11 protein-coding genes are annotated in these 13,330 nt (G+C 43.7%); 3 read left to right on the top strand and 8 right to left on the bottom strand.

The features are described 5' to 3' along the window. The first annotated feature begins 259 nt into the window (after positions 1-259). Both CIK80_RS07495 and CIK80_RS07490 read left to right on the top strand, forming a co-directional pair. Positions 260-1,492 (top strand): 8-amino-7-oxononanoate synthase, encoded by a 1,233-nt coding sequence (locus CIK80_RS07495; protein ID WP_095569446.1) that lies wholly within the window; start codon positions 260-262, stop codon positions 1,490-1,492. A gap of 65 nt (positions 1,493-1,557) precedes the next feature. Beyond that, positions 1,558-2,382: a methyltransferase domain-containing protein gene (locus tag CIK80_RS07490; RefSeq protein WP_257011702.1), complete on the top strand. Its 825-nt coding sequence runs from the start codon at positions 1,558-1,560 to the stop codon at positions 2,380-2,382. A 58-nt stretch (positions 2,383-2,440) separates the two neighbouring features. Here CIK80_RS07490 and dnaK read toward each other — a convergent pair whose 3' ends face one another. Beyond that, entirely contained in the window at positions 2,441-4,384 is a 1,944-nt protein-coding gene (gene dnaK / locus CIK80_RS07485; protein ID WP_095569444.1) for a molecular chaperone DnaK, read from the bottom strand. Between the two features lie 179 nt (positions 4,385-4,563). Beyond that, complete coding sequence (gene grpE / locus CIK80_RS07480) at positions 4,564-5,163, bottom strand: nucleotide exchange factor GrpE (RefSeq protein ID WP_095569443.1); 600 nt, start codon at positions 5,161-5,163, stop codon at positions 4,564-4,566. A 454-nt stretch (positions 5,164-5,617) separates the two neighbouring features. On the opposite strand from grpE, the gene CIK80_RS07475 reads away from it, so the two are divergent. Beyond that, positions 5,618-7,033: an alpha/beta hydrolase gene (locus tag CIK80_RS07475; RefSeq protein WP_095569442.1), complete on the top strand. Its 1,416-nt coding sequence runs from the start codon at positions 5,618-5,620 to the stop codon at positions 7,031-7,033. Between the two features lie 3 nt (positions 7,034-7,036). On the opposite strand, the gene CIK80_RS07470 is transcribed toward CIK80_RS07475, so the two are convergent. The 6 genes from CIK80_RS07470 to dprA form a co-directional block, all read right to left on the bottom strand. Beyond that, complete coding sequence (locus tag CIK80_RS07470; RefSeq protein ID WP_095569441.1) at positions 7,037-8,185, bottom strand: metallophosphoesterase; 1,149 nt, start codon at positions 8,183-8,185, stop codon at positions 7,037-7,039. A 196-nt stretch (positions 8,186-8,381) separates the two neighbouring features. After that, on the bottom strand, positions 8,382-9,356 hold the full coding sequence (locus tag CIK80_RS07465) for a DUF1731 domain-containing protein (protein ID WP_095569440.1): 975 nt from the start codon (positions 9,354-9,356) through the stop codon (positions 8,382-8,384). Positions 9,357-9,526: 170 nt separating this feature from the next. Next, positions 9,527-10,492, bottom strand: a complete 966-nt coding sequence (locus tag CIK80_RS07460) for a fatty acid desaturase (RefSeq protein ID WP_095569439.1) — start codon at positions 10,490-10,492, stop codon at positions 9,527-9,529. A 114-nt stretch (positions 10,493-10,606) separates the two neighbouring features. Next, positions 10,607-11,125 (bottom strand): MarR family transcriptional regulator, encoded by a 519-nt coding sequence (locus CIK80_RS07455; protein WP_095569438.1) that lies wholly within the window; start codon positions 11,123-11,125, stop codon positions 10,607-10,609. A gap of 133 nt (positions 11,126-11,258) precedes the next feature. Continuing rightward, positions 11,259-11,888: a Sua5/YciO/YrdC/YwlC family protein gene (locus CIK80_RS07450; RefSeq protein ID WP_095569437.1), complete on the bottom strand. Its 630-nt coding sequence runs from the start codon at positions 11,886-11,888 to the stop codon at positions 11,259-11,261. Positions 11,889-12,024: 136 nt separating this feature from the next. Next, entirely contained in the window at positions 12,025-13,302 is a 1,278-nt protein-coding gene (gene dprA / locus CIK80_RS07445; protein ID WP_095569436.1) for a DNA-processing protein DprA, read from the bottom strand. Positions 13,303-13,330 lie beyond the last annotated feature (28 nt).

Here is a 13,330-nt window from a genome sequence, read left to right as displayed (position 1 = left end):
AACAAGTTATCTATTTATATTGGTCTTTTAACCGCATCGCCTTGTTTGCTAACGATGAGTACATAGTAACAAACTATTTCAAACAATCTGTCAGTGTTTGATGGTATGAGAGTTAAGATTTGAAAGTATTTATCAGTGTGTGGGTTACAAAGACTGAGATATGAAACTTTCTGTTACATCTCTTGATTTTGTGCAATACTTCCTACTCGCTATATCATCTATTGCTCTTAGCTCAGAAAATATCAAAGGACACTTCATTATGCTGGCTCCTATACATGACCGATTGAAAGCTGAACTTGCTCAGTTAAAAGAACAGCAGCAGTATCGTCAGTTACCCAACCTTGAACATAAAGGACGTCATGTCATTAGTAATAGTAAAACGCTCCTTAATATTGCCAGTAACGACTATTTGGGGCTGGGCGGTGACACCGCACTACAGCATGAGTTTTTTGAATACTTACAACAGCTGCCTGCTACTGATTTTCCCAAAATGAGCGCTACTTCGTCACGTCTTTTGACAGGGAATGATGCGCAGCTACAACTATTAGAAGAAGAGCTGGAGCAATGGTATGAAGTGGCAGCAGGTGAAAAAGACAGCGCCAGAAAAAAGGCAGCGTTGGTTATAAACAGTGGTTATCACGCCAATATTGGTATTTTGCCTGCCTTAACAGCACTGCCTGTCAAAACACTCATTCTGGCAGATAAGCTGGTGCACGCCAGTATCATCGATGGTATTCGCTTGAGCCAAAACAAAGCGTGTACCTATCGGCGCTATCGTCACAATGACTATGAGCATTTGGCAATGTTACTGGCACAAGCTGAAGATACCGTAGAGCGTATTATTATTATCACCGAAAGCATTTTTAGTATGGATGGTGACCGCGCAGATTTGCCAGCCTTAGTACGGTTAAAAGCCCAAGATGCTCGCATTGAGCTTTATGTAGATGAAGCGCACGCAGTCGGTTTGCTGGGCAAGCAAGGATGCGGGCTCGCAGAAGAAACGCAAACGCTTGCTGATATTGACTATGTGGTAGGTACATTTGGTAAAGCGTTCGCTTCGATTGGCGCTTATATCTTATGCGATGACACTGTGAAGTCATGGTTGGTCAATCACATGCGCCCGCTTATCTTTAGTACAGCGTTACCACCGATAAATCATGCATGGACCCGTTTTATTTTGGCAAAAATGCCAGAACTGCAAGCAAGCAGACAACATCTGGCTCAGATATCTGTCCAGCTTGGCCAAGCCATTAGCTCCTCACATCGAGCCTCATCAGCGCCGCAAGACGTGTCTTATCAATCCCCTATTGTGCCTTATATCTTGGGCGATAATGCCAAAACCATCACTAAAGCAGCGCAGTTACAGGCAGCTGGATTTTATGCCCTGCCCATCAGACCGCCTACCGTTCCTGCCAATACCGCGCGCATTCGCTTGGTGATGAATGCCAAAATAACCACGGCAGACTGTGCGCGTTTGATTGAACATTTATAATTGATATAAACCCTATCATTGATATGGCTCACATAACCATTTACACCATTTCGGATTGAATGAACATGATGGAAAACCCTACTCCTTGGTCTGATTTGAGCGCTCGCAAGCAGACCATCGCTCGTCATTTTGCCCAAGCCAATACCTATGATCAGCATGCTCATATTCAACAACATATTTGCCAAAACCTACTGGCTCGTATCGCGCATCGGTCTCAAGACAGTGTGCTTGAGGTAGGCGCAGGTACAGGACAAATGACTCAGTTATTAGCAACATCGTTACAAAGTAAACGCTGGATCATTAACGAGCTGTGCGCAAAGCAAACTGCCCATTTGCAATCCATATTGCCCACAGCTCAGCTGCGTATTGGTGATGCTGAAACCATGGATTTGGATGCAAACCATAGCTTAATTATTAGTGCCAATGCCATACAGTGGTTTGATGATCCTCTGCGTTTTATAGCACAATCTTCTATGCGGCTAAAAGCAGGCGGCCAGCTATTATTAAGTACCTTTACCGCCAATAATTTTTTGCAGATTAAATCCCTTACTGGTCAAGGATTGCATTATCCAAATATCACAGCGTGGCAAGCCGCATTGCATGACCATGGATTCGATCAGATTCAGCTATCGACGCAGCGCTTTGATATACCATTTACCAAGCCCTATGAGGTGCTCAAGCATATGAAAGTGACTGGTGTATCAACCAATCAAACGCAATTACTGAGCGCAGGAGAAGAATCAGAAGCAACGCCTTTTACATGGACGAAAGTACGTTTGCAGCAGTTTGAGCGTGAATACTGGCAGAAGTTTTCGGGGCAAGATGACCACGGGCAGCCTTGCGTCTATCTGACCTATGAGGCATTGATAATCAATGCCTATCAGCCATAAAAAAACGCACCTCGAAAGGTGCGTTTTTTATATTGATATTATTTGGCTTTAAGAAATATTATTTCTTATCGTCATTTACTTCAGTGAACTCAGCATCAACGACGTCATCATCAGCTTGGTTGCTTTCTGCTGCATTATCCGCACCTTGTTGGAACTGGCTTGGATCCATACCTTCTGCGCCCGCGCCGCTATCCGCATAAATCTTCTGGCTGATTGGCAAGAAAGCATTGTCTAATGCTTCAAGCTTGGCTTTGATGTCATCATGATCATCCTCTTTAGCGGCTGTTTCAAGTTCAGTGATCGCAGTATCGACGGTTGATTTTTCTTCGTCAGTTACTTTGTCGCCTGCTTCTTTCAACGCTTTTCGTACCGCATGGATACGACCATCTGTTTCGTTACGCACTTGCGCAAGATTCGCAAATTTTTCATCTTCAGCTGCGTTGGCCTCAGCGTCACGAACCATTTGTTCGACTTCTTCATCTGACAAACCAGAGTCTGCTTTGATCTGGATGCTTTGCGCTTTACCAGTACCTTTGTCTTTCGCTGAGATGTTCATGATGCCATCAGCGTTGATGTCAAAAGTAACTTCGATCTGCGGTAGACCACGTGGTGCTGGTGGAATGTCCGTCAAATCAAAACGACCAAGCTGTTTGTTTTGGTTAGCGATTTTACGCTCACCTTGATACACCTGAATCGTTACCGCTGGCTGGTTGTCTTCTGCTGTTGAGAATACCTGTGATTTCTTAGTCGGAATCATGGTGTTTTTCTCAATGATTGGTGTCATTACACCGCCCATTGTTTCGATACCAAGCGTCAATGGCGTCACATCAAGTAGCAATACGTCAGTTTTGTCACCAGACAGTACCGCGCCTTGAATTGCTGCACCAGCTGCTACTGCTTCATCAGGGTTCACGTCTTTACGTGGCTCTTGACCGAAGAACTCTTGTACGTTTTGTTGTACAAGCGGCATACGAGTTTGACCACCAACTAAGATGACGTCATCGATATCGCCGATTTTTAGACCAGCATCTTCAAGGGCAATTTTACAAGGGCCCATGGTGCGCTGTACCAATGCTTCAGTCAAACTTTCTAGTTTTGAGCGGCTGATTGTTACCACCAAGTGCTTAGGACCACTGCTGTCAGCAGTAATGTAAGGTAAGTTTACTTCCGTGCTTTGCGCGCTTGATAGCTCAATTTTTGCTTTTTCTGCGGCTTCTTTTAGACGCTGCATTGCCAAAGAATCGCCTTTTAGGTTGACGTCTTGGTCTTTTTTGAACTCATCAACTAAATAATCAATCAATGCTGAGTCAAAATCTTCACCACCAAGGAATGTATCACCATTGGTTGCAAGTACTTCAAACTGCTGCTCGCCATCTACGTCAGCGATTTCAATGATTGAGATATCAAAAGTACCACCGCCCAAGTCATAAACAGCAACGGTGCTATCGCCTTGCTTTTTATCCATACCGTAAGCAAGTGCTGCGGCAGTTGGCTCGTTGATGATACGTTTTACATCAAGACCGGCGATTTTACCCGCATCTTTAGTAGCTTGACGCTGTGAATCGTTAAAATAAGCAGGTACTGTTACGACCGCTTCAGTTACGGTTTCACCAAGATAATCTTCTGCTGTTTTTTTCATTTTTTTCAAGATTTCAGCAGAAACCTGTGGTGGTGCTAATTTTTTGCCGTTGATTTCTACCCATGCATCACCGTTATCTGCTTTGGCGATTTTGTAAGGCACCATGCCGATGTCTTTTTGCACGACTTTGTCATCAAAACGACGACCGATCAAACGCTTAATCGCAAACAATGTGTTGTTTGGGTTGGTGACCGCTTGACGCTTGGCTGATTGTCCAACCAAAGTTTCATCATTTTTATATGCGACGATCGATGGGGTGGTGCGAGTGCCTTCAGCGTTTTCGATGACTTTAACTTTGTCACCTTCCATCACTGCCACACATGAGTTAGTTGTACCTAAATCAATACCAATTACTTTACCCATAGTCAATTACTCCTAATTGTTTTAAATATAAATGGTGTTAAATGCTGACCGCTATCGGTCACTTGTTGCTTTATATCGGTTTGTCTGTTGCTTTTTTCAAGTCAACAATCTAGCAAAATTGGTCTTTCCTGTGATTTTTTGTGATAAACCCTAATATAAGTAGGGTTTATCACAAAATCTTATTGTCCGACACGTACCATGGCTGGGCGCAAGAGACGACCATTCAAGCTGTAGCCTTTTTGCAATACAGTCCCAACGGTGTCTGCTTCGGCATCGGCATCAATACCCACCGCTTCATGCAAGTCCGCGTTGAATTTTTCGCCTTGTGGATCAACGGCTTCTACACCGTTTTTGTTGAGGACGGCGACAAGCGCTTTATGCGTTAGTTGAACGCCTTCAGCCACTGGATCGTTGGCATCTGCATTTTCCATCGCACGCTCTAAGTTATCGACGATTTCTAATAATTCTTTCGCGAATTTTTGTAACGCAAATTTTTTGCTTTTATCGGCTTCTTGTTCCATACGCTTTTGCGCATTATAAGCCTCTGCATTGGCGCGAGCAGTGCCTTCTTTAGCCTGCTTCACTTCGCCTTCTAATTCAGCAATGCGAGCTTTGAATGTCTCTAGATCGATCTCACTGTGGACAGTCAGGTCTTCATCTGAGTTATTTCTTGGATCAAACTCTTTCATGGTCTCTTCTAAAATACTATCACTGTGCTCAATATTATCATGCGCCACATTTTGCTCTGGGGATTCGTGGTTGGTCTTTTGCTCGCTCATGATGACTCCTTAGAATGTTAATAATGACGATTGGTATTAGGCACAGTCAATTGGCTAATCGCTAGCTCTTCTGCGCCTTTATTGTATGCTTAACGGTTGTTACTCATTGTTTTTATGAATGCGCTTTACTAGCTGCTTGATAAAGGTCATGGCCATAAATTTCAAGCCTAAAACGAAGGAATTTTTCTCATTTGCAACAAATACCGTTTAAACAAGGCGCAAAATGGGTGCTAAACCTTATGTTGTCTCATTAAGAACTGTGAGTACAAACGACTAATCCACTTATAGAGGTAGCCGCTATTCCCAATCGTTTACTATTAAGTCCTAAGTTATTACCAAAAAACACGCAGTGTTGAAATGGCTTCCTCTATCATTATGATAAATAGTGTGATTTACACTAAAGTAACCGCTGTGATAAGACAGCAGGTACTGACCATCATTTATGAGAAGTATTATGTTCAAATCAAAAGAATCGTCAGTCAACAGTCTATTGAATAAGGCATTGACCACGCTAAAACTTGCGACGACCGCTCAAATGGAGAGCGATCTAGAAAACAGTCGCATTTGTGCAAAGCCTCTGACTATTAAAGAAAAAATATTGAGATACAAACCACTAACCAGTTGCCAGACTCATACATTGCATCATGCTATGAAAGGGTTGGGCTATCTGCCTGCACCCGTACTTGAAAGTTTAACGAGCTATCTGGGAGGGCCTACAGCAGAGCAATATCCGCATGCCAATGCTCATCTTCGTCTGATTCTCGCTGTCAATCGCAAGCTTAAAACCCCACTCGATCTCATGCCGATGCAGGAATTGCGTGAAAAATTTGCGACCGATGCTGTCGCTATGCAAGCGCCAAAAGTATGGAAACAAGCCAGCGATACCATGCTAAGCAATATCAAGCGCAACAACATTAAGCCCTTCACTAAAAAAGGGCAAACGCTGGTTCGCTGGGAAGATAAGATTATTGCGGATGCGGACAAAGGCGATATGACGATTCGTTGCTATCAAGCGAGCAAGCGCTCTAGTAGAATTGGTCTAAAAAAACGTCATATTACCAATCCTGATAAAACCGTCATGTTATTTTTGCATGGTGGCGGTTTTTGTATTGGTGATATCGACACCCATCATGAGTTTTGCCATACCGTTTGTGAGCGTACTGGATGGTCAATCGTCAGTGTGGATTATCGCTTAGCACCTGAGAACCCTACTCCAGCGGCGCTCAGAGATTGTATTACTGCCTATGCTTGGCTCGCTGAGAATTGCCATACGTTAAATGCTTTACCATCACGGATTGTCTTAGCGGGTGATAGTGCGGGTGGTGGGTTGGCTACCTTAATGGCACAGCAGCTGACCGCGCCATTACAAAACGCTTGGCTAGACTTAGGTATCGACGGGCAAAAGATGTTTGAGTTATTAGAGCGTTTGCCCAAGCCACTGGCACAAATGCCTATATACCCTGTCACCGATATTGAGACTGATTATCCAAGTTGGGAGTTGTATGGTGATGGCTTATTATTGGATCATGCCGATGTGGCAGTATTTGGTGAGGCTTGTTTTAAGAACAGTGCATTGCCTCGTATCCATGTTCTCAACTCTCCTATGCTTGGTGACAACAGCAAAGTATGCCCCACTTATGTCATCGTTGCCGAATTGGATGTGTTGCGCGACGAAGCCATTGCTTATGCCGAGCAAATAAACCGTTATGGTATCCTCGTTAAAACACATACTGTCCTTGGGGCACCGCATGGTTTTATTCATCTCATGAGTATTCATCATGGTTTGGGGCAAGAAACAAACGATATCATCGATGGCTTTGTACACTTCGTACACGATCTTTTGAGTACCAACGTTCAGTTAGCCGCGTAGTCATCAATCAATTTTTTGATTGTCTTTATTGCCAACCAAGCTGATGAGCCAAATCTCAGAACGTGAACCCAAGCGAAAAGGGATACCCCAGAAGCCGTAACCAGAGGACACCACGAAATGACCTTTGCCAATGGCTTCATACCCGTAACCCAAACGATTAATGGCACTGACGATAAAGTTGGCAGGAAAGATTTGTCCATTATGAGTATGGCCAGATACTTGCAAATCAATTGGCAACTGACTGTGCGCCTCAATATCGCTTGGTCGATGATCAAGCAATACAATCGGTTGTTCGGTATCTACGTGCGCCAGTAATGCAGTCGTCGCCACGCGTTGGTGTTTATGATTGTCAAAACGACCAACTAGCCAAATCGGGGTGCCTTCGTGCTCTATGCTCATGACGTCATCATTCAATAACTTGACTCCTGCATTTTTTAATGCCTCGCTGATTGGCTGCTCATGACCATACAAATCATGATTGCCTAGCGTGGCATAAACCCCAGATGGCACGCTATCACAGAGCATTTTTAAATTAACGGCCATCTTATGGTCAACAAACGCGTCTGTGTTGTCGTCCATGATGTCACCAGGCATTAGCAGTATATCGGCGTTATTCTGCATAAGAAGATGTTGTAGCCTATCTATCGCCCCACTACCAAACAGCTTTCCTAAGTGTAAATCACTGGCTACCGCAACCCTCAAGGTTTTGGGCAGCACTTTATCTATAGTGATTGTCACTTTACGTACAACAGGAACGTAAGCACTGTATAACGCATAAGCAAACAATCCTAAAAATATAGCTAAAGCCAACGCTCGTAAGTCTTCATCGATTACAGCAGATACATTTATCCCATCTCCCATAAATGAGGCTATGAGCCAATATCCACCGTATAATATGCTCGTCAGCAAAGCCGTCAGTAGCACAAAATGCATGACCAACATCCAGCCGCTTATCCAGCGATAGCTATTGGCAAAAACTCTTTTGACACTTAACAGTAACAAGCCATTCGTAATAACAAATATAACAATCCACACGATGGTTGGTAAGTTTCCTATCTCCCAAGGTTGTAGCCACCACTGCAAGCTTAAAGCCGTACCAAGGCTAAACAGCTGCAATAGTGCAAAAATGGTGATAAAAAAAACATAGCGCATGGACGATCCTTGAGGGTTACTTTTAAAGCCACTTTGCTAAAATGAACCTTGATAATGTTAGAAGCCAATTTTGGAGCAAACAGAAAAACCTCTACTAAGATACATAGAAATAGTAGAGGCTTACGAAGTCACTATCAGGTTTCACATGAAACAATTTATCATAATGTTAAAACAAAGTTTCACGTGAAACAAAAAATCATACTTTTTGTTCTTCCAATGCTTGACGAAGGGTTGGCTGCTTGAATTCATATCCTGCATCAAGTAACGCTTGTGGCAATACTTTTTGTCCATCAATAAGCAGTGTCGACATCTCCCCAAACATCAGTTTAAGTAAAGCTTCTGGCAAAGTGAAAAAGGTAGGACGATGTAAGTGAGAACCCAGCGTTTTGGTAAACGTATGATTGGTCACTGGATTGGGGGCCGTCAGGTTATAGATCGTCACTGGTGTGTTATTGTCAATTTCTAGCGCATTGTCATCATTCGATACACTTTGTTGGTTATTGGTCTGGTTGGCAAGATGTTGCTCCATAATAAATATCGCCGCCCCTACCCAATCTTCACGGCTTATCCAGCTCATGACTTGTTTACCATTCCCCAGTTGTCCGCCAACACCCATTTTAAAGGGGGCCAAAAGCTTACCAAGCATACCGCCGTCGGGATGTATAACCACACCTGTACGAATAATAGCGACTGGCACCCCATAGGTAGTCGCTCTCACTGCCAGTTTTTCCCACTCATCACACAGTTTGTGAGCAAAGTCTGTCTCAAACCCACTACTTTCAGTTAAAGGTTTGTCTCCTTGAGTACCATACCAGCCAATCGCTGAACCACTGATCAATAATTTGGGTTTGTGCCCAGTGCTGGCAATGTAAGCAAGTAAAGATTCAGTAGGTTTGATTCGACTGGCAAGCAGCGCTTCTTTACGGTCATCACTCCAGCGTTTATCTGCAATACCTGCGCCCGCCAAATTTAATATGACATCGAAAGTCTTGTCGGACGTTGCAAGCTTATCGTAAGTCATCAGATCAATATTATCAGGATGCGCTTGACTGCTGTCACGCGTCAGCCAAGTGATCTGTAAATCTTTATGCATGCCCTGATAACGTTGCGTGATCTCTTTACTAAACGCACTTCCTAAAAACCCTGAGCCACCGCTGATTAAAATATTCATCGTCATATCCTTACGTTGTGTTTTTCATTATTCTAAAAAAGATAACTCTTGGTAATTATCGTGTTCTTTTTCGCCCCTCTTGTCAAAATGGCTTTTACATGACTTTGGTAAGGCAATATTCTTACAAGACTAAAGACAAGGTTTGTATTCAAATAATTCACTAAATTCATTTACGCAAAATATTTATGGATTGGACACTCATTTTCATCCTTCCTATTGCGTCTCACCTTCTTTATGTTTTTCCATCGATTGTCTATAAAACTTATAACTACCGCTTTATTTGGCAATACATGCTGCTTAGTCAAATGCGGCGCGGCCCTATCTAAACGTTTTGCCAGTTCTGGTGGATGATTTGAGGGTACGGCAGGAAATAGATGATGCTCTACGTGGTACAGCAGATTGAAAGTCAGTAAATTGACCACTGGGTTACGCTCTGTACGGGCAATCGTCTCATCACAATCATGATGCACGCCCCACACAGCGATGATACCGACACTAGCGTTTGCCAACATCATGATGAATAGGTGATACATCAATACTTGTGCTGACAGGGTGATAGCAGAGACATTGAAAAGCGTTAAGCCCATCAAAGTTAAGGTAACCATAATGACCAAAGCAATCAGACCAAACTCCAACCAAATGATACGCTGATTACGCTGGCTGCTTAGACGTAACCCTTGGCGATAAATATCCAGTCGATAGGTCACTCCATCTAACATAGCTTGCCACCATGAAAGCTTTGCCAGACTGCCTTCCATATCACTATCGCCTAGCGGGTCGCGATGATGTTCCATATGAGTGGCGCGAATGCTATGCAAACTCGTCAAGAGCAATACGCTTAATAGCAATAATAGCACGGTGGTCACACGCTTACCTGTGCCTAAGCCATGATGGTAGCCGTCATGAGCTTGACGGAAGGCGGCCGCAAAAAACAAATAAGAAGCACCGCACGCCAGTACATACCATGATTGACTGGCAAACCACCATGACAGCAATAAAAACGGATAAGGTAAAATAGTATTGTAGACAATTTGGCACCGAGTGAGCTGGCGCAAGTCTTGCCATTCTACTGAGCCAAGCGACTGCTTGATCACTGATTGTCTAGCCTCATGTTTATATACATTATTCGCTTTCATTGTCCCCACCCATTGTTTGTGGTTAATAAAAGAGCTAACAGATATTTTCATTAATTTCTGTCAAAACAGAAATATACATCTAAATTTTTTATTTTTAACAGTGCAATATGATTACTAGCGCAAAACCTTCTTGATACTGGCACCCAGTTTTAGTATTTTTTTGAGCGCGCTGGTCGGCAATTTAAGCATCTCAGAAGACCAAGTGGTCACCGTTTCCACGAATTCCTGCGTTTCACGGATACGGGTTTTTACTTCGCTATTCTCATGTTCAAACTCGGGACTGTCCATCAACTCTTGTAAGAATTGTACGGTGGGATCAAGTTCGCGCTTTTGGCGCTCAATTACGATAATACGTGCCAGCTCCCAAACATCGGTATTGGTACTAAAATGATCACGGCGATCGCCTAATATTGAAACTTTCTGTACCAAGCCCCAATGCTGCAACTCTTTAATGCTATTTGAGACATTGGAGCGTGCAACCCCAAGCGTTTCGGTAATCTCTTCTGCATTTAACGGCTTGCCAATGATATATAACAAGGCGTGAATCTGCGACATGGTACGGTTGACGCCCCATTGCGAGCCCATCTCACCCCAGTGCAAAATAAATTTTTCAGTAACGGGGTTTAGTTTCATGATGGATACTCATTTCATTATGGATACAGTATTGATCGACTGCTTAAGCTGTTCATAGAACCATCTTGCGCCATTCTTTTATTTCTGTCAATACTGAAATAAATAAAAAGATTTTTAAGTACTCATAGTATTTTTAGCGCAAAATTAATCCAGTCATTGCATCCCGTATTTGGCTTGGGAGCGTATAGCCCAAGGTATCGGCTTGCAAATAGCTGATTTGTTCGCCAAAATAATGATACGCTTCAGAAAACGTAGTGGCGGGCGGTTGTCCAGATGGATTACAACTGGTAGAAACCACTAATCCAAATGGATTGTGCGGACTGACTATCTGCTGACAAAGCCCTCGGATAATCGGATGTGCAATGACTCTAACTGCCACTGTCGGATGCTGACCTGTTATCCATGCAGGAATACGGTTAGCCAATGCCTCTGGAATTGGGAGTAACCAAGTATGCGCCTGCTGATATTGTAAGTCGGTATGCTCGCTGTCCGTTTGCCAGCTCTCTAAAATTGGAGCGCGCTGCATCTCATTTAATGACGCTAATAAAGGCGCTAAACGCTCTACGCTGTCAGTGATGACAATCATACCTTTGGCTTGAGGTCGATTTTTTATTGCCAAAATTTGCTGAACTGCTGCTTCATTATAAGGATCACAACCTATCCCCCACACGCTCTCAGTGGGGTATGCAAGCAGTTGTCCAGCCTTTAGACAGTCAGCCGCTTGAATAACAGAAGAGGTCGTTATGGAAGTAATTTGGTTCATGGTGCCAGTCATTTATGATGTTAAAGAAGTCAATATGAATCATAGCATAGCAGTCACACTGACTCAGTGCGTCACGGTAAAAAATAGTTAACGAACAGCTATGAAGTATTGGTTCATTACAAAGAAATGTATCATATTAAATACGAGAATAACGCCCACCTTGTACATTGATTGCGCCCAATAGCTCAAGCTCCATCAACTGTCCTATCAGACTTGGTGCGGTTAACTTAGTAGCAGCGATGAGGGCATCTAAGTCTTGTCCATGCCAATCAAGCTGCTCATAAACCACGCTCAAATGCTCAGGAATAACGATAGCAGTGCGCTGAGGCTTTATACTCACTGGCGACAATTGGCTAGCATTTTTACCCGTAGAATAAGAAGAACGGCGACTCAGATGGTTTTCTTGACTATCTGCTAGATTGTCGTTAATGACTGCTGCAGGCTCGTTAGAATCAGTGGTTGAAGTATCTGAACAAGTATCTAAATAAGGACTGTGAGCCAATTGACTGTTCACATCCTCAATCACTTGTTGCGGATGATAAATTAACGTCGCGCCTTCCCGTATCAAATGATGACAGCCCTCAGCATTGTTATTATCAATATGACTGGGAACAGCAAAGACTTGCTTACCTTGTTCAGACGTCAGGCGTGCCGTAATTAGGGAGCCACTTTGAACAGCAGCTTCTGTCACAATGGTCGCTAAACTGAGACCAGCAACCAAGCGATTACGACGAGGAAAGGTATGCTTATGCGGCTGAGTATGCGGTAGCAGCTCACTGATGATACAGCCGCCTTTCTCAATAATTTGAGTAAAAAGTTGGTCTTGATGATTGGGGTAATTCACATCAATACCCGTTCCCATCACCCCAATCGTACGACCTTGATAGTCGGAATCAGCCTGTGCCAATGCTCCTGAATGCGCACGTTTATCCACGCCCAGTGCAAGGCCGCTGGTGATAACATAACCAGCTTGCGCAAGATACTGCGCCATATCAAACGTGGTTTTTTGGGCATGAGCAGTGGGTTTTCGACTGCCGACAATGGCAACCTGCGCTTGCTGTAAGCGCATTCTATTACCACGATAAAACAACAAAGGCGGTGGATCGTAGATTTGTAAAAGCTGGGCAGGATAATCAGGTTGGTCAGCAAACAGAAGGCCATAACGCCCTTCTGTGAGTGCTTGCTGAATATTATCAATACTTGTGCGAGTTTGTTCAGGTTGCTCATGGCGTTTAAGATGAGTGTGATGCAGACCCAACTGCCGCCACGCCTCTACTTTGGCCTGCCAAGCAAGCCTGGCATGACCAAAAGAGGTAATAAGCTTATGATAGGCGGAGAGAGAGGCGTTTACCTCAAACCATAGCGCCAATACGGCGCGCTGATCGTCGGTTAATAAAGAGGAGACTGCCGTCATAGTCAGTTATCTCGTACAGGCGGACTTA

The organism is Psychrobacter sp. JB193 (assembly GCF_002285555.1).
Taxonomy (GTDB): domain Bacteria; phylum Pseudomonadota; class Gammaproteobacteria; order Pseudomonadales; family Moraxellaceae; genus Psychrobacter; species Psychrobacter alimentarius.
This window is presented reverse-complemented; position numbering and strand designations above follow the sequence as displayed.